Raw genomic sequence first — 16,822 nt, forward strand, 5'->3', positions numbered from 1 at the left:
CTAGTCTTGGCGCGTGGCGACGGCCCGCGCGACCCGCCGGTTCACCGACCCGTCACCGCTGGATACCGACCATACCGCCATGCCCGACCGCTCTTCCGACGCCCTGCCCGCCTGGCGCCGCGCCCTCCGCGCGGCTGCCCTGTGGTTCGACACCTCCGCCGCGCCGGTCGACGGCGAGGATCCGGACCGCATCGACTGGCTGCGCGTGGTGCCTTTCATCGCCCTGCACCTGGCCTGCCTGGCGGTGTTCTGGGTCGGCTTCTCGTGGTTCGCGCTCGGCGTGGCGGCGGCGCTCTACGCCGTGCGCATGTTCGCCATCACCGGCTTCTACCATCGGTATTTCTCGCACAAGGCCTTCCGCACCTCGCGGCCGGTGCAGTTCGTGTTCGCCGTGCTGGGCGCGGCCTCGGTGCAGCGCGGCCCGCTGTGGTGGGCGGCGCACCACCGCCACCACCACCGCTTCGCCGACACCGAGCACGACATCCATTCGCCGCGGCATGGCTTCTTCCGGAGCCACATGGGCTGGTTCCTGACCCGGCGCGGCTTCGCCACCAACCTCGACGCCATCAAGGATTTCGCGCGCTTCCCCGAGCTGCGCCTGCTCGACCGGTTCGACATCCTGGTGCCGGTGCTGCTGGCCGGCGGCCTGTACGCGCTGGGCACGTGGCTCGAAGGCGCCTATCCGCAGTTGGGCACCAGCGGGCCGCAGCTGCTGGTGTGGGGCTTCTTCGTCTCCACGATCGTGCTGTTCCATGTCACTGTGACCATCAATTCACTGGCGCACCGCTGGGGCACCCGCCGCTTCGCCACCCGCGACGACAGCCGCAACAACGCCCTGCTCGCCCTGCTCACCTTCGGCGAGGGCTGGCACAACAACCACCACCACTTCCCCGGCTCGGCACGGCAGGGCTTCGCGTGGTGGGAGCTGGACATCACCTACCTGGTGCTGCGCACGATGGCCCTGTTCGGCCTGGTCAGCGACCTCAAGCCAGTGCCGGCCAACATGCGCGGCGCGCGTCCGGAATCAGCATGAGGATCGCGGTCATCGGCAGCGGCGTGGCCGGCATGGGCGCGGCCTGGCGGCTTTCGCGCGAGCACGAGGTCGTGCTGTTCGAGCGCGAGGCCCGGCTCGGCGGCCACACCCACACGCACAAGGTGACGCAGGGCGAGCGCAGCTACTCGGTCGACAGCGGCTTCATCGTCTTCAACGCCGACAACTACCCGCTGTTCACGCGCATGCTCGACGAGCTGGGCGTGCCCTCGCAGCCCACCACGATGAGTTTCTCGGTGCAGGACGCGCGCAGTGGCCTGGAGTACAACGCCACCGACTTCGACAGCCTGTTCTGCCAGCGCCGCAACCTGGTGTCGCCGCGGTTCTGGGGCATGGTCCGCGACATCCTGCGCTTCTACCGCGAGGCGCCGGCGCTGCTGGCGCTGCCGGGCGACGGCCCGTCGCTGGGCGACTACCTGCGCGAGAACCGCTACTCGGCGATGTTCATCGAAGACCACCTGGTGCCGATGGCCTCGGCGCTGTGGTCCTCCCCGGCCGAAGGCATCATGGGCTTCCCCGCGAAGTACCTGGCGCGCTTCATGGACAACCACCACATGCTGCAAGTGCAGGGCCGGCCGCCCTGGCGCGTGGTGACGGGCGGTTCGTCGAGCTACATCCGCGCGCTCGAGAAGGACTGGGCGGTGCAGGTGCGGCTTTCGGCGCCGGTGCGCCAGGTGCGCCGCGACGCCGACGGCGTGGACGTGCACACCGACGCGGGCGTCGAGCGCTTCGACCAGGTGGTGCTGGCCTGCCACAGCGACCAGGCCCTGGCCCTGCTGGCCGACCCGAGCGCGGCCGAGACCGAGGTGCTGGGCGCCATCCCCTACCAGGCCAACGAAACCGTGCTGCACACCGACGCGCGCCTGCTGCCGACCCGCCGCAAGGCCTGGGCGGCCTGGAGCGCCTACGTGCCCGCCGAGCCGGACGCGGCCTGCACCGTCAGCTACTGCATGAACCTGCTGCAGGGCATCGATTCGCGCGAGCCCTTCGTGGTCACGCTCAACCGCAGCAAGGACATCGACCCGGCCAAGGTGCTGGCGCGGATGCGCTACCACCACCCGGTCTACACCCACGCCAGCGTTGCCGCGCAGTCGCGGCGCGGCGAGATCAACGGCACCCACCGCACCTGGTACGCCGGCGCCTACTGGGGTTTCGGCTTCCACGAGGATGGCCTGCGCAGCGGCATCGAGGTCGCGCGGGCGCTGGGCGCTTCGTGGCCCTGAATTCCGCCATCTACGAAGGTTGGGTCCGGCACCGCCGGTACGCACCGCGGCCGCACGACTTCCGCTACCGGATGTTCCAGCTCTACCTCGACCTGGCCGAACTGGACCGGGTGTTCGCGGGCCGCTGGTTCTGGTCGGTCGGCCGCCGCAACCTGGCCCAGTTCCGTCGCAGCGACTACCTGGGCGACCCGGCGGTACCGCTGGACACCGCCGTGCGCGACCGGGTCGAGGGCGCGCTGGGCCGGCGCCCGGACGGGCCGATCCGCCTGCTCACCCACGGCCGCTACTTCGGCGTGGTGATGAACCCGGTCAGCTTCTACTACGGCTTCAAGGCCGACGGCACCACGCTGGACTGGATCCTGGCCGAGATCACCAACACCCCCTGGAACGAGCGCCATGCCTACCTGCTCGCGGTGGACCGCGCCGAGCGCCGGGGCGACGCCCTGCACTGGGACTTCGACAAGGCCTTCCACGTCTCGCCGTTCATGGCCATGCAGCGCCGCTACCGCTGGGCCTTCCAGGTGCCCGGCGAGGCCCTGCGGGTGCACATGGACGTCCTCGACGGGGAGGCCCGCGAGTTCGACGCCACTCTGGTGCTCGAGCGCCGGCCGATGGACGCGCACACGCTGGCTTCATGCCTTGCGCGGTATCCATTCATCACCGTGAAGGTCGCCGCCGCCATCTACTGGCCGGCGGCCCGGCTCTGGTTCAAACGCATCCCGTTCCACCCGCACCCCGACCGCCCCACCCGGAGTTGATTGATGAGCAGTCCCGCCGACACCCTGGCCAGCGCCCCCGGGGCCGCGGCCCGCTACGGCGCCCTGGACCGCATGCTGCGCAAGCGGCTGCTGGCCACCCTGGACGGCCTGGCCGGTGGCCAGGTGACCGTGCGCGACGGGCTGGGCACCGAGACCCTGGGCAACGCCGGCGACGGCCTGGCGGTGACCCTGGACATCTTGGACCCCGGCTTCTACCGCGCGCTGGCCGGGAACGGCTCGGTCGGCGCCGGCGAGGCCTACATGGACGGCCTGTGGCGCTGCGACGACCTGGTGGCGCTGGTGCGCCTACTGGTGATCAACCGCGACCGCCTCGACGCGATGGAGACCGGCCTCGCCCGCCTCGGTGGCCTGGCGATGCGCACCCTGCATGCCTTCAACCGCAACACCCGCGGCGGCAGCCGCCGCAACATCGCGGCGCACTACGACCTCGGCAACGACCTGTTCCAGCTCTTCCTCGACGAGAGCCTGATGTACTCCTCGGCGATCTTCGCCGAACCCGGCGAATCGCTGGAGGCCGCCCAGCGCCGCAAGCTCGAGCGGATCTGCCGAAAGCTCGACCTCCGCCCCACCGACCATCTGGTCGAGATCGGCACCGGCTGGGGTGGCATGGCGCTGTACGCGGCGAAGCATTTCGGGTGCCGCGTCACCACCACCACGATCTCGCGCGAACAGCATGCGCTGGCCACCGCGCGCATCGCCGAGGCCGGCCTCGCCGACCGCGTCACGGTGCTGCTGGAGGACTACCGCGACCTCACCGGCGAGTACGACAAGCTGGTGTCCATCGAGATGATCGAGGCCATCGGCCACCAGTACCTCGAGACCTACCTCGACAAGTGCGCCTCCCTGCTCAAGCCGGACGGGCTGGCGCTGATCCAGGCCATCACCATCGAAGACCACCGTTACGAGCAGGCGCTCAAGTCGGTGGACTTCATCAAGCGCTACATCTTCCCGGGCAGCTTCATCCCCTCGGTCAGCGCGATCACCGGTGCGGCGGCCGCCGCCAGCGACCTGCGCCTGGTCAACCTCGAGGACATCGGGCCGAGCTATGCCACCACGCTCAACCACTGGCGCCAGCGCTTCATGGCGAAGCTCGAGCAGGTGCGCGCGCTGGGCTACGACGAGCGCTTCATCCGGATGTGGGAGTTCTACCTCTGCTACTGCGAGGGCGGCTTCATCGAGCGTTCGATCGGCGACGTGCACCTGCTGTTCGCGCGCCCCGGCAATCGCCGGCCGCAGTACCTGCCCGCGCCCGAGGCCGTCTGACATGAACCGGGCACTGGCCAACGTCGCCAACGTGGTCGGCTACCAGGCCGTGTGGCTGGCCAGCGTCGCCGGCGCCGGCGCCGGCATGGTCTGGGCCGGCCCGGTCACGGCGCTGGTCTTCGCCGTGGCCACGCTGGCCTTCGGCGGGCGGCGCGCGGAAGACCTGCGCCTGCTCGCCGTGGCGCTGCCGCTGGGCATCCTGCTCGACACGGCCTTCGCCGCCTCCGGCTGGCTGCGCTACGCCGAGCCCTGGCCGTGGACCTGGGCCGCACCGGCCTGGATCTGGTCGCTGTGGGCCGGGTTCGCCCTGACGCTGAACCACTCGATGGCCTTCCTCCGCGAGCGCCCGGTCGCCGCCGCGCTGCTCGGGCTGTTCGGCGGCCCGCTGGCCTACTGGGCCGCCGCGGGCGCCTTCGACGCGGTCAGTTTCGGTGCACCCGTGGCCTGGGTGATGGGCGCGTTGGCCCTCGGCTGGGCCGTGGTGCTGCCCGCCCTGTTCGCGCTGGACGCCCGGCTGGCGGCGCCGGTGCCGGACAAGGCGCTGGCGTGAACTGCTGGCAATCCCTCGGCATCATCTGGCTGGCCTCCGCGCTGGCCATGTCGGCGCTGTGGGCGTTCTCGATGCGGGTGAAGAACGTCGGCTACGTGGACGTCGGCTGGGCCGGGCTGATGGCGGTGGCCGCGCTGTTCGCCGGCATCGTCGGCGAGGGCGCGCCGCTGGTCCGCAGCCTGGTGGCGATGTTCGGCAGCGTCTGGGGCGCGCGGCTGTGCCTGCACCTGCTGCACCGCGTGCTCAACGAGGAAGAGGACGGCCGCTACCGCGCGCTGCGCGAGGCGTGGAACGGCAGCCCGGCGCGCTTCTTCGCCTTCTTCCAGCTGCAGGCCGTGGTGGTGGCGCTGTTCTCGCTGCCCTTCCTGGCGGCGGCCGCGAACCCGGGCTACCACTTCAACGCGTGGCTGCTGCTGGCGATCGCGGTCTGGCTGGTGTCGATGGCGGGCGAGTCGCTGGCCGACCGCCAGCTCGCGCGTTTCCGCGCCGAACCCGCGAACCGCGGCAAGACCTGCCGCGACGGGCTGTGGGCCTGGTCGCGGCATCCGAATTACTTCTTCGAGTGGCTGCACTGGTTCAGCTACGTGCTGCTGGCCGTCGGCAGCCCGCTGTTCTGGTTCTCGCTGGCCGGGCCCGTGGTGATGTTCGCCTTCCTCTACCGCGTCAGCGGCATCCCGTGGACCGAGGCGCAGTCGCTGCGCTCGCGCGGCGAGGACTACGCGGCCTACCAGCGCGAGGTCAGCGCCTTCTTCCCCTGGCCCCCGCGCCGCAACCCCTGAAACACCGGAGCCCTGAATGTCCCTGATCGACCTGTGCGAGCGCGGCCTGCTGCCCGATGCCCTCACCCGCCTCGGCATCCGCCGGCTCAGCGCACAGCGCCTGCGCGACGAGGGCGCGCATGACCTGGAGGCCGCCGACCAGCGTTTCCGCCGCCTGCTCGACGAGCTGCGCCGCAGCCCGATCGCGATCGAAACCGCCGCCGCCAACGAGCAGCACTACGAAGTGCCGACGCGCTTCTTCGAGCTTTGCCTGGGCAAACGGCTGAAGTACTCGAGCTGCTTCTACGCCAACGGCGACGAGGACCTGGATACCGCGGAAGAGGCCATGCTGGCCCTGTACGGCGAGCGCGCCGAGCTGGCCGATGGCCAGCGCATCCTCGAGCTCGGCTGCGGCTGGGGCTCGCTGACGCTGTGGATGGCGCAGCGCTACCCGAACGCGCGCATCACCGGCGTCTCCAACTCGCGCACCCAGCGCGAGCACATCCTGGCCCAGGCCGCGCGCCGCGGGCTGGGCAACGTCGAGATCATCACCTGCGACGTCAACCAGCTGCAGCTGCCGGAGCACCAGTTCGACCGCGCGGTGTCGATCGAGATGTTCGAGCACATGCGCAACTACCAGCACCTGCTGGGCCGCGTATCGCGCTGGCTGGTGCCGGGCGGCAAGCTGTTCGTGCACATCTTCTGCCACCGCAGCCTGATGTACCCGTTCGAGACCGAGGGCGAGGACAACTGGATGGGCCGGTACTTCTTCACCGGCGGCCTGATGCCCTCGGCCGATACCCTGCTGCACTTCCAGGACGACCTGTCGATCGAGCAGCGCTGGCTGCTGTCGGGCCGCCACTACGAGCGCACCGCCAACCAGTGGCTGGAGAACCAGGACCGCAACCGCGACGAGGTGATGGCGGTGCTGACGGAAGCCTACGGCGCCGCCGAAGCGGCGCGCTGGCACCAGCGCTGGCGCATGTTCTGGATGGCCTGCGCCGAACTGTTCGGCTACTCAGGCGGCAACGAGTGGGGCGTGGCCCACTACCGCTTCAGCACTTCTGCGTAGCGGTCACCTTGCAACCCGCGGCCACCGGCGCGGGCGCCGCGGCGGCCGTGGCGGTCGCCGCACCCGGCTTGCCGGTGGCGACGCGGATGCCCTTGGCCTTCATCCACGCATCGAACTCGTCGGCCGTCATGCGGCGGCCGTTCTGGCTCATGTCGAAGCGCCAGGGCGAATTGTCGTGGGCGGTCTTGGGCTGGTAAGCCGGCGCGCTGGCCGGCGCGGCCGCCGGCTTGGCCGGTTCGCGGGCCGCCACCTGCTGCGGGGCCGGCTTGCGGGCGCGCGCGACGAAATCATTGACGTTGACGCAGGCGGACAGCGCCGGCGGCGCACGGTACATCTCCGGCGCGGGCACGGTGGCCGGCACGGGCGGAGCGCTCGGGGTCCCGCAGGGCGCGGTGGCAGCGGCGGCGATGGCCGGCAGGAACAGGGAAAGCAGGAGGGCGCTGCGGATCATCGGACACCGGAGGGAGCGGGGGGTTGCGGAAGCTTAGGTGTGACGACGGTCTCACGCAATCCGCGAAAACGTGCGGTAGTTCACAAAACGCATTCAGCCCCCGGATAAAAACGAAGCCCGGCGCTAGGCCGGGCTTCGTGTCTTGCCGTGGAGACTGACGGATCAGTTCTGCACGTTCAGCTCGGTGCGGCGGTTGCGCGCACGGCCTTCGGCGGTGTCGTTGGTGTCGAGCGGACGGCTCTCGCCGAAACCGTTCGGACCGACCAGGCGGCCGGCGTCGATGCCGTTGCTGGTCAGGTAGTTGTACACCGTGCGGGCGCGACGCTCCGACAGACCCTGGTTGTACTGCTCCGAACCCACCGAGTCGGTGTGGCCGGCGACTTCAACCTTCAGCTGCGGGTACTTGGCGAGGATCTGCACGGCCTCGGCCAGGATGGCCTCGGCGTCCGGACGCAGGGTGTCCTTGTCGAAGTCGAAGTTCACGCCCTTCAGGTCGATGGTCAGCTGCACCGGGCAGCCGTCCGGACCGATGGCCTGGCCCGCGGCGGAACCCGGGCACTTGTCGTCGCAGTTGTTGATGCCGTCGCCGTCATCGTCGAGGTCGGCGCAGGTCTGCTGCGGGACTTCCGGCTGCTTGGTCGGCTCGACCGGGGCGGCCAGGTTGCCGAGCTTGACCAGGAGGGTCACGCCGGCCAGCAGGTCGCTGAACTTGTCGGAGGTCGGGGCGACGACCGAGCTGTCATCGAACGCCGAGCGGTGCGCGATTTCGCCGCGCAGCGAGTAGCGGTCCCAGTTGCCCTGCACGCCGAGGCCGAGCTGGGCGGTCAGGAAGGTGTCCTCGCGCTGGCCGGGGGAAGCCGGGCTCGGGAAGGCATCGAACTCTTCCTCGGCCTTCTGCGCGCCGACGCCGAAGCGCAGGTACGGGTTCCAGCTGCGGCCTTCCTGGATGAAGTGGTAGCGGGCGTCGAGGGTGGCGCCGTACTGGCTGAACAGCAGCTCGCGGCCGTTGAAGTTCGGGTTCTGGTAGTTGATCTCACCATCGATCGACCAGTTCGGCGAGATGAACTTGCCCATGCCGAGGGTGTAGTACAGCGAGTCGGCAGTCTCGCGGGTCTCGTCCTGGAAGTTCAGGCCGGCGCCGCCGGAAACGTACCAGCGATCATCGAAATCCTGGGCAGCAGCGGATTGCGCCATGGCAGCCGCGGCAAGCAGGGCGCAGCACAGTAGGTTCTTCTTCATGACTTGGCTCCATTTAGATCGGGGGGTAACTTCATCACGGGGCAAAATTCGCCACCTCGTGGGCACGACTCAACGCTGACCACTTTTGCGTTAACGGGAATCTAACATTCAAACACCCGTCTCGCAAGCTTGCCCTTCACAACGTGAACAAATCCACAAAACGGTGGATCGGGGTCGCCTCGAAGCGCGACGTGTCGCCGGTAAGTGCAAGGATCTGCTCGACCTTCCGTCCCGGCAGCTGGCCCCGTGCGGCCGACTCGAACTTTTGCAGCAGGGCCGGGATGCCCTCCCCGCGCCGCTCCCGATGGCCGATCGGGAGGTCGATGGACACCTTGCCGGCGCTGGTGCCGTCCTTGAAGAACACCTCGACCGAATTGCCCACGCTGCGCTTCTCCGGGTCGGCGTAGTCGCGCGTGAAGGCCGGGTTCTCCCGGACCTGCATCCGTGCCCGCAGGGCATCGATGCGCGGGTCGGCCGCCACCGCGTCCGAATAGTCCTCCGCCCCCAGCCGGCCGAACAGCAGCGGCACCGCCACCATGTACTGCAGGCAGTGGTCGCGGTCGGCCGGGTTGGCCAGCGGGCCGGTCTTGTCGATGATGCGCAGCGCGGCTTCCTGCGTCTCGACCACGATCCGGTCGACCTGGTCGAGCTTGCCGGCGACCCGGGGGTGCAGCTGCATCGCGCACTCCACCGCGGTCTGGCCGTGGAACTCGGCCGGGTGGCTGGTCTTGAACAGCACGTTTTCCATCACGTGGCTGCCGAAGGGGCGATCGAACTCGAACGGCTTGCCGCCGAACAGCACGTCGTAGAAACCCCAGGTCTTCGCGGTCAGCACGCTCGGGTAGCCCACCACGCCCTTCACGGCGTTCAGGGCATGGGTCACCGCGCGGCGGCAGGCGTCGCCGGCGGCCCAGCCCTTGCGGGGCCCGGCATTCGGGGCATGTCGGTAAGTGCGCAGCGCGCCGCCGTCGGCCCAGCTGTTGCTGACGGCGCTGATGATTTCCTCCTTGCCGCCGCCCAGCAGGTGGGTCGCGACCGCGGTGGAGGCCAGCCGCACCAGCAGCACGTGGTCGAGGCCGACGCGGTTGAAGCTGTTGAGCTGGGCGTAGCTGCCCTGGATCTCGTGGGCCTTGATGGCGGCGGTGAGGACGTCGCGCACCGTCACCGGCTTGCCGTGCTCGCGCTCGGCCTTGCGGCTGAGGTAGTCGGCCACGGCCAGGATGGCGCCGAGGTTGTCCGAGGGATGCGCCCACTCGGCCTCCAGCCAGGTGTCGTTGAAATCCAGCCAGCGGACCTGGACGCCGATGTTGTAGGCGGCCTGTACCGGGTCGAGCTCGAAGGAGGTGCCGGGGACGCGGGCACCGCCCGGCAGGCCGGCCCCGGGCACGATCGGCCCGAGGTGCTTGACGCATTCGGGGTGGCGCATGGCCAGCATCGCGCAGGCCAGCGAGTCCAGCAGCATGTAGCGCGCCGTCGTGTAGGCCTCCGAGGAACCGATGTAGTAGTCGGTGACGTAGTTGGCGATGTCCACCATCGCCTGGTCGGGCTCGGGGCGCTGTGCGGAACGGATGTCTTGCTGGCTCATGGGGCGGCAGTCCGTGCGTGGCGATGGCGATGTCACCGTATGGTGCCAGATGCAGCCCCGTCTCGCCGGACCGGGGCCCACAGGATAACGGCGTCCGGCGCCGCGGCAGGACGCGTCCGCGGCTTGTCGCTGGCGGCCATTCCGGGCAAGGTGGAGCGCTGTTCCGGACGACCCGCCCGCCATGACCGCTTCGCCCTACCCGCACCTGTTCCAGCCGCTCGACCTCGGCTTCTGCACCCTGCCCAACCGCGTGCTGATGGGCTCGATGCACACCGGCCTCGAGGACCACGCCCGCGACTTCCCGAAGCTCGCCGCGTATTTCCGCGAGCGCGCCGAAGGCGGCGTCGGCCTGATGGTGACCGGCGGCATCGCGCCGAACCTGGTCGGCTGGCTCAAGCCCTTCGCGGGCAAGCTCAGTTGGCCGTGGGAGATCCACAAGCACCGCATCGTGACCCAGGCCGTGCACGGCGCGGGCGGCAAGATCTGCATGCAGATCCTGCACGCCGGCCGCTACGCCGCGCACCCGCTGCTGGTGTCGGCCTCGAAGGTGAAGGCGCCGATCAGCCCGCTGACGCCGCGCGCACTCACCGCCTGGGGCGTGGAGCGCCAGATCAAGGCCTTCGTCAACACCGCGCGCCTGGCGCGCGAGGCCGGCTACGACGGCGTCGAGGTGATGGGCTCCGAGGGCTACCTGATCAACCAGTTCCTGTCGGCGCGCACCAACAAGCGCACCGACGCCTGGGGCGGCACGCCGGAGAAGCGCATGCGCTTCGCGGTCGAGATCGTGCGGCGCATCCGCGAGGCGGTGGGCCCGGACTTCATCCTCATCTACCGGCTGTCCATGCTCGAGCTGGTCGAGGGCGGTTCGGACTGGGACGAGATCGTGCTGCAGGCCAAGGCGATCGAGGCCGCCGGCGCGACCATCATCAACACCGGCATCGGCTGGCACGAGGCGCGCGTGCCCACCATCGCCACCTCGGTGCCGCGCGCGGCCTTCGCCGGCGTCACCGCCAAGCTCAAGCCGCACGTCGCGCTGCCGCTGGTCGCCACCAACCGCATCAACATGCCCGAGGTGGCCGAGGACATCCTGGCCCGCGGCCAGGCCGACATGGTCTCGATGGCGCGGCCGCTGCTGGCCGACCCGCAGTGGGTCGCCAAGGCCCGCACCGGCCGCCGCGACGAAATCAACACCTGCATCGCCTGCAACCAGGCCTGCCTGGACCACGTGTTCGTGGCGAAGAAAGCCAGCTGCCTGGTGAACCCGCGCGCCTGCGCCGAGACCGAGCTCAACTACCTGCCCGCCGCCACGCCGCGGCGGATCGCGGTGGTCGGTGCCGGCCCGGCCGGCCTGGCCTGCGCCACCGTCGCGGCCGAGCGCGGGCACCAGGTCACGCTGATGGACGCCTCGCCGCGGATCGGCGGCCAGTTCAACCTGGCCAAGACCATCCCGGGCAAGGAGGAGTTCCACGAGACCCTGCGCTACTTCGACAAGCGCCTGCAGCTGACCGGCGTCGAGCAGCGCCTGGGCGCCGCGGTGGATGCGGAACAGCTGCTGGCCGGCGGCTTCGACGAGATCGTGCTGGCCACCGGCATCCGGCCGCGCAAGGTCGACTTCCCGGGCAGCGACCATCCCAAGGTCGTCAGCTACCTGGACGTGCTGGGCGGCAAGGTGCAGCCGGGCCACAAGGTGGCGATCATCGGCGCCGGCGGCATTGGCTTCGACGTGGCCGAGTACCTGGTGCACGAGGGCGAGTCGCCGACGCTCGACACTGGCCGGTGGCTGGCCGAGTGGGGCGTCGCGCCCGACTTCGAGGGCGCGGGTGGCCTGGCCAAGCCGCGCCCCGAGGCCCCGGCCCGCGAGGTCTGGCTGCTGCAGCGCAGCCCCGGCAAGCCCGGCGCGAAGCTGGGCAAGACCACGGGCTGGATCCACCGCTCGGCCCTGAAGGCCAAGGGTGTGCAGGCCCTGGGCGGCGTCGAGTACCTGGGCGTCGACGACAGCGGGCTGCGCATCCGCGTGGACGGCCGGGAGCAGGTGCTGCCGGTGGACCACGTGGTCGTCTGTGCCGGCCAGGAGCCGCTGCGGGCGCTGTTCGACCCGCTGGTGGCCGCCGGTCGCCAGCCCCATCTGATCGGTGGCGCCGACGTCGCCGCGGAGCTCGACGCCAAGCGCGCGATCGACCAGGGCAGCCGGCTCGCCGCGGGTTTCTGAGGCGATTGGCGATCGCCCGGGTCGCGGGCTGGAGTTTTCACTCCAAATAAAATCAACGGGTTGTGAAACCCCGTTCAGCGGGAGTTCGGGTTCCGGCCGTACCATGCGCGTCGGAACCGGCTCCCGTCCCCAGGACCCGCCGGCCAGATACGGCCCCCCAGCGCATGGCTTGGCGGGGTTTCCGGACGGCGCCCAACCTTCGACGCCCCGACCGGAATGCGAGCCCCGCTCGTCCATCCCCAAAACGCCAGGCCGCATCCCTCCCCCCGTCCCGTTGGAGACTCCAACAGGCGACCCGCCGCAAGGCGGACGGTGGACTGCGGCGCAACGGAGCAAGGAGTTCCGCCATGAAGTTGTCCTTCATCCTGTGGCTTGCCCAGGTACTGCCCCAGCCCGCCGCCGACCCGCTTTGCCTGGCGACGACGGTCTACCTGGAAGCCCGCAACCAGTCCGAGCTGGGCCAGCGCGCCGTCGCCGAGGTGGCACTGCGCCGCCGGGACAGCGGCCGCTGGGGCGAGTCGGTCTGCGAGGTGGTCACCGCCCGCAAGCAGTTCGCGCCGACCATCGTCCACCCGGGCCTGCGCATGAGGAATCTCGAGGCTTGGGAAAAGGCCGTGCAGGTCGCCTTCGAGGCCCAGCACGACTGGCGCCAGCCGGCCGGCCAGCGCAACGAGGTCGTCCCGGGCGCCAGCCACTTCGCCGCCCTCGACCTGGCCAACCCGGCCTGGGCCACCGCCCCGCGCGTGGCCACCATCGGTGACCACACCTTCTTCCGGGTGCAGCGGCTGACGCCGCCGACCGTGACCATGTCGGTGCCCACGGCCGCCGCACCGGCCGGCCCGCACGCCAGCCAGCGCCTCGCGCCCTGAAAAAAAGGGCCAGGTTCCGAACCTGACCCCGTTGTTCGAATCCCTGTGGGAGGGACTTCAGTCCCGATGCCTTTTGCCGGAAAGCATCGGGACTGAAGTCCCTCCCACGTTTTTTTTAGCGCTTGTCGATGGCGACGAAGGCGCGGTCCTCGGGACCGGTGTAGTTGGCGCTCGGGCGGATGATCTTGCCGTCGATGCGCTGCTCGATCACGTGCGCCGACCAGCCGCTGGTGCGGGCGATCACGAACAGCGGGGTGAACATCGCGGTCGGCACGCCCATCATGTGGTAGGCCGAGGCGCTGTACCAGTCGAGGTTCGGGAACATCTTCTTCAGGTCCATCATCAGCGTCTCGATGCGCTCGCTGACGTCGAACAGGACCGGGTTGCCGCCCTCCTTGCAGAGCTTGCGGCTGATTTCCTTGATGATCGGGTTGCGCGGGTCGCCAATGGTGTACACCGGGTGGCCGAAGCCGATGACGATTTCCTTGCGCTCGACGCGGGCACGGATGTCGGCCTCCGCCTCGTCGGCACTGCCGTAGCGGGCGATGATTTCCATCGCCACCTCGTTGGCGCCGCCGTGCTTGGGGCCGCGCAGCGCGCCGATGGCGCCGGTGATGCAGCTGAACAGGTCCGAGCCGGTGCCGGCGATGACGCGCGCGGTGAAGGTGGACGCGTTGAACTCGTGCTCGGCGTACAGCACCAGCGACTGGTCGAGCGCGCGCGCATGCGAGGCGCTCGGCGGCTCGCCGTGCAGCAGGTGCAGGAAGTGGCTGGCGATGGTGTCGTCGTCGGTCTCGACGTCGATGCGGCGGCCGTTGCGGGTGAAGTGCCACCAGTACAGCAGCATCGAGCCGAAGCTGGCCATCAGCTTGTCGGCGATGTCGCGGGCCTCGTTCACCGGGTGGCCGTCGCGCTCGGGCAACACCACGCCGAGCACCGAGCAGCCGGTGCGCAGCACGTCCATCGGGTGCGCGTTGGCCGGCACCAGCTCGAGCGCGTCGGTGACGATCGCCGGCAGGCCGCGCAGGCGCTTGAGCTTGGTCTTGTAAGCCGCCAGCTGGCTGGCCGTGGGCAGCGTGCCGTGCACCAGCAGGTGGGCGACTTCCTCGAAGCCGGCCTTCGTGGCCAGGTCGTGGATGTCGTAGCCGCGGTAGTGCAGGTCGTTGCCGCTGCGGCCGACGGTGCACAGCGCGGTGTTGCCGGCGGCGGTGCCGCTCAGGGCCACCGACTTCTTGGGCTTGGGCAGGGTGGATTCGGTCATGGCTCAGTCTTCCTTCTTGTCCTTGGCGAACAGCTGGTCGAGCTTGTCCTCGTAGGCGTGGTAGCCCAGGAAATCGTAGAGCTCGGCGCGGGTCTGCAGGGTGTCGATGATGTTCTTCTGGGTGCCTTCGCGGCGCACGGTCTCGTAGAAGTGCAGCGCGGCCTTGTTCATGGCGCGGTAGGCGCCGCAGCAGTAGAGCGCGATGTCGACGCCGGCGTCGCGCAGTTCGTCGGTGGTGAAGAACGGCGTGGAGCCGAACTCGGTGAGGTTGGCCAGCACCGGCACCTTCACCGCGGCCTTGACCTTGCGGTAGTCATCGAGCGAACGCATCGCTTCCGGGAACACCATGTCGGCGCCGGCCTCGACGTAGGCGACGGCGCGCTCGATCGCGGCGTCCAGGCCCTCGACCGCGGCGGCGTCGGTGCGCGCCATGATCACGAAGCCCGCGTCGGTGCGGGCATCGACGGCGGCCTTCACGCGGTCGACCATCTCCTGCTTCGACACCACTTCCTTGCCCGGACGATGGCCGCAGCGCTTCTGGCCGACCTGGTCCTCCATGTGCACGGCGGCGACGCCGATGCGCTGGAAGTTGCGGATGGTGCGGCCGATGTTGAAAGCGCCGCCCCAGCCGGTGTCGATGTCAACGAGTAGCGGCATGCCGGTGGCGTCGACGATGCGGCGGGCGTCGGTGAGGACGTCCTCCATCGTGCTGATGCCGAGGTCGGGCATGCCCAGCGAGTTCGCGGCGACGCCGCCGCCCGACAGGTACAGTGCTTTGTAGCCCGTGCGCTTGGCCATCAGGCCGGCGTACGCGGTGATCGCGCCCATCACCTGCAGCGGGGATTCTTCCCTGACGGCGGCGCGAAAACGCGCGCCGGCCGAATTCATGTCAGTCATTTCGGGTCCTTCATGCGCGAAGGCGACCCTCGGGTCGCCTTCGCTTTCGATCAGAGCAGGTGGGCGACGCCGGCGCGCTCTTCCTCGAGCTCGGCCAGGGTCTTGTCCATCATGGTGCGCGAGTAGTCGTCGATGGCCAGGCCCTGCACGATCTCGTACTTGCCGTCCTTGCAGGTGACGGGGAAGCCGTACATCACGTCCTTCGGGATGCCGTAGCTGCCGTCCGACGGGATGCCCATCGTCGTCCACTTGCCGTTCGTGCCCAGCACCCAGTCGCGGACGTGGTCGATGGCGGCGTTGGCGGCCGAAGCCGCCGAACTCAGGCCGCGGGCCTCGATGATCGCGGCGCCGCGCTTGCCGACCTTCGGGATGAAGGTCTCGCGGTTCCAGGCCTCGTCGCCGATCTTGTCCTTGAGCGAGCCGCCGGCCACGGTGGCGAAGCGGTAGTCGGGATACATGGTCGGGCTGTGGTTGCCCCACACCACCAGCTTCTCGATGCCGGCGACGTCGACGCCGGCCTTGATGGCCAGCTGCGACAGCGCGCGGTTGTGGTCGAGGCGCAGCATGGCGGTGAAGTTGCGCGGGTTGATGTCCGGCGCCGACTTCATGGCGATGTAGGCATTGGTGTTGGCCGGGTTGCCGACCACCAGCACCTTGATGTCGCGCGAGGCGACGGCGTTGATAGCCTTGCCCTGCACGGTGAAGATCTCGGCGTTCTTGAGCAGCAGGTCCTTGCGCTCCATGCCCGGGCCGCGCGGCATCGCGCCGACCAGCAGGGCGATGTCGGCATCCTTGAAGGCGACCATCGGATCATCGGTGCCGACCATGCCGGCCAGCAGCGGGAAGGCGCAGTCCTCGAGCTCCATCATGACGCCGCGGAGCGCGGCCTGGGCCTTCTCCATCGGCAGCTCGAGCATCTGCAGGATCACCGGCTGGTCCTTGCCCAGCATCTCGCCCGAGGCGATGCGGAACAGCAGGGAGTAGCCGATCTGGCCGGCGGCGCCGGTGACGGCAACGCGAACGGGGGTTTTCATGTGAGCTCCTTACGAAAGTTCGGCGAAGAATTCCTGGATCCGCTGCAGGCCCTTGGGCAGCTGCTCGGTCGGGCAGGTGTAGCTGATGCGCATCGCGCGCGGCTCGCCGAAGGCCGAGCCCGGCACGCAGGCCACGCCCTTGGCCTCGAGCAGCACGCTGCAGAAGTCGACGTCGTTGGCGATCTTCTTGCCGCCATGCGACTTGCCAAAGGCGCAACTGATGTCGGGGAACACGTAGAACGCGCCCTGCGGCTTCGCGCACCGGCACCCGGGGATCTCGTTGAGACCGTCGACGATCAGGTTCCGCCGGGCGTCGAACTCGCGGACCATCGCCTCGACCTCGTCCTGCGGGCCGCGCAGCGCTTCGATCCCGCCGGCCTGGGCGAACGCGGTCACGCCGCTGATGGTGTTGATGATCAGCTGGCTATAGGCCTTGACGAGCCAGTCGGGGACGATGGCGTAGCCCATGCGCCAGCCGGTCATCGCGTACGTCTTCGACCAGCCGTCGAGCACGATCAGGCGGTCGGCGATCTCCGGATACTTGAGCAGGCTGGTGTGGACGTTGCCGTCATAGAGCATCT

Annotated in this window: 16 protein-coding genes; 9 read left to right on the forward strand and 7 right to left on the reverse strand. The window is 69.5% G+C overall.

The window, feature by feature from the left end; genetic code table 11:
* Window positions 1-79: 79 nt before the first annotated feature.
* The 7 genes from VFV21_RS02095 to VFV21_RS02125 are packed head-to-tail and all read left to right on the forward strand — an operon-like array spanning window position 80 to window position 6,696.
* Window positions 80-1,033, forward strand: a complete 954-nt coding sequence (locus tag VFV21_RS02095) for an acyl-CoA desaturase (protein ID WP_329667865.1) — start codon at window positions 80-82, stop codon at window positions 1,031-1,033.
* Complete coding sequence (locus tag VFV21_RS02100; RefSeq protein WP_329667858.1) at window positions 1,030-2,274, forward strand: NAD(P)/FAD-dependent oxidoreductase; 1,245 nt, start codon at window positions 1,030-1,032, stop codon at window positions 2,272-2,274. Before VFV21_RS02095 ends, VFV21_RS02100 begins: the two co-directional genes overlap by 4 nt.
* Complete coding sequence (locus VFV21_RS02105) at window positions 2,196-3,032, forward strand: DUF1365 domain-containing protein (RefSeq protein ID WP_329667866.1); 837 nt, start codon at window positions 2,196-2,198, stop codon at window positions 3,030-3,032. The genes VFV21_RS02100 and VFV21_RS02105 overlap by 79 nt, the downstream gene beginning before the upstream one ends.
* Before the next feature lie 3 nt (window positions 3,033-3,035).
* Window positions 3,036-4,316 carry a cyclopropane-fatty-acyl-phospholipid synthase family protein gene (locus VFV21_RS02110; protein ID WP_329667859.1) on the forward strand — a complete coding sequence of 427 codons (1,281 nt, stop codon included), beginning with the start codon at window positions 3,036-3,038 and terminating at the stop codon, window positions 4,314-4,316.
* Window position 4,317: 1 nt separating this feature from the next.
* Window positions 4,318-4,866: a DUF2878 domain-containing protein gene (locus tag VFV21_RS02115; protein WP_329667860.1), complete on the forward strand. Its 549-nt coding sequence runs from the start codon at window positions 4,318-4,320 to the stop codon at window positions 4,864-4,866.
* 47 nt (window positions 4,867-4,913) lie between these two features.
* The gene (locus tag VFV21_RS02120) at window positions 4,914-5,645 is read left to right on the forward strand and encodes a DUF1295 domain-containing protein (protein WP_329667867.1); all 732 of its coding nucleotides are present in this window, start codon (window positions 4,914-4,916) and stop codon (window positions 5,643-5,645) included.
* A gap of 16 nt (window positions 5,646-5,661) precedes the next feature.
* Window positions 5,662-6,696, forward strand: a complete 1,035-nt coding sequence (locus VFV21_RS02125) for an SAM-dependent methyltransferase (protein ID WP_052575202.1) — start codon at window positions 5,662-5,664, stop codon at window positions 6,694-6,696.
* On the opposite strand, the gene VFV21_RS02130 is transcribed toward VFV21_RS02125, so the two are convergent.
* From VFV21_RS02130 to VFV21_RS02140, 3 genes are all read right to left on the reverse strand, one after another.
* Window positions 6,680-7,147: a hypothetical protein gene (locus tag VFV21_RS02130; protein ID WP_052575201.1), complete on the reverse strand. Its 468-nt coding sequence runs from the start codon at window positions 7,145-7,147 to the stop codon at window positions 6,680-6,682. The two genes, VFV21_RS02125 and VFV21_RS02130, sit on opposite strands and share 17 nt — an antisense overlap.
* A 162-nt stretch (window positions 7,148-7,309) precedes the next feature.
* Window positions 7,310-8,386 carry an OmpA family protein gene (locus tag VFV21_RS02135; protein WP_329667861.1) on the reverse strand — a complete coding sequence of 359 codons (1,077 nt, stop codon included), beginning with the start codon at window positions 8,384-8,386 and terminating at the stop codon, window positions 7,310-7,312.
* Between the two features lie 136 nt (window positions 8,387-8,522).
* Window positions 8,523-9,971: a bifunctional 2-methylcitrate dehydratase/aconitate hydratase gene (locus VFV21_RS02140; protein WP_034213215.1), complete on the reverse strand. Its 1,449-nt coding sequence runs from the start codon at window positions 9,969-9,971 to the stop codon at window positions 8,523-8,525.
* A gap of 181 nt (window positions 9,972-10,152) precedes the next feature.
* On the opposite strand from VFV21_RS02140, the gene VFV21_RS02145 reads away from it, so the two are divergent.
* Both VFV21_RS02145 and VFV21_RS02150 read left to right on the forward strand, forming a co-directional pair.
* A complete protein-coding gene (locus VFV21_RS02145) occupies window positions 10,153-12,180 on the forward strand; it encodes an NADPH-dependent 2,4-dienoyl-CoA reductase (protein WP_329667862.1) in 2,028 nt (675 codons plus the stop codon).
* A gap of 347 nt (window positions 12,181-12,527) precedes the next feature.
* Window positions 12,528-13,049, forward strand: a complete 522-nt coding sequence (locus tag VFV21_RS02150; RefSeq protein WP_084590744.1) for a cell wall hydrolase — start codon at window positions 12,528-12,530, stop codon at window positions 13,047-13,049.
* Window positions 13,050-13,164: 115 nt separating this feature from the next.
* Here the strand turns inward: VFV21_RS02150 and prpC are convergent, their stop codons facing one another.
* The 4 genes from prpC to VFV21_RS02170 all read right to left on the reverse strand — a co-directional run.
* A complete protein-coding gene (gene prpC, locus VFV21_RS02155) occupies window positions 13,165-14,310 on the reverse strand; it encodes a bifunctional 2-methylcitrate synthase/citrate synthase (protein ID WP_034213220.1) in 1,146 nt (381 codons plus the stop codon).
* 3 nt (window positions 14,311-14,313) lie between these two features.
* Window positions 14,314-15,207, reverse strand: a complete 894-nt coding sequence (prpB, locus tag VFV21_RS02160; RefSeq protein ID WP_034213223.1) for a methylisocitrate lyase — start codon at window positions 15,205-15,207, stop codon at window positions 14,314-14,316.
* Window positions 15,208-15,257: 50 nt separating this feature from the next.
* A complete protein-coding gene (locus VFV21_RS02165; protein ID WP_034213225.1) occupies window positions 15,258-16,241 on the reverse strand; it encodes a malate dehydrogenase in 984 nt (327 codons plus the stop codon).
* A 9-nt stretch (window positions 16,242-16,250) separates the two neighbouring features.
* Window positions 16,251-16,822, reverse strand: a 572-nt coding sequence (locus VFV21_RS02170) for an aminotransferase class I/II-fold pyridoxal phosphate-dependent enzyme (RefSeq protein WP_329667863.1), incomplete at its 5' end; no start/stop codon positions are given.

This window comes from Arenimonas sp. (genome assembly GCF_036275555.1).
In the GTDB taxonomy this organism is placed as follows: domain Bacteria; phylum Pseudomonadota; class Gammaproteobacteria; order Xanthomonadales; family Xanthomonadaceae; genus Arenimonas.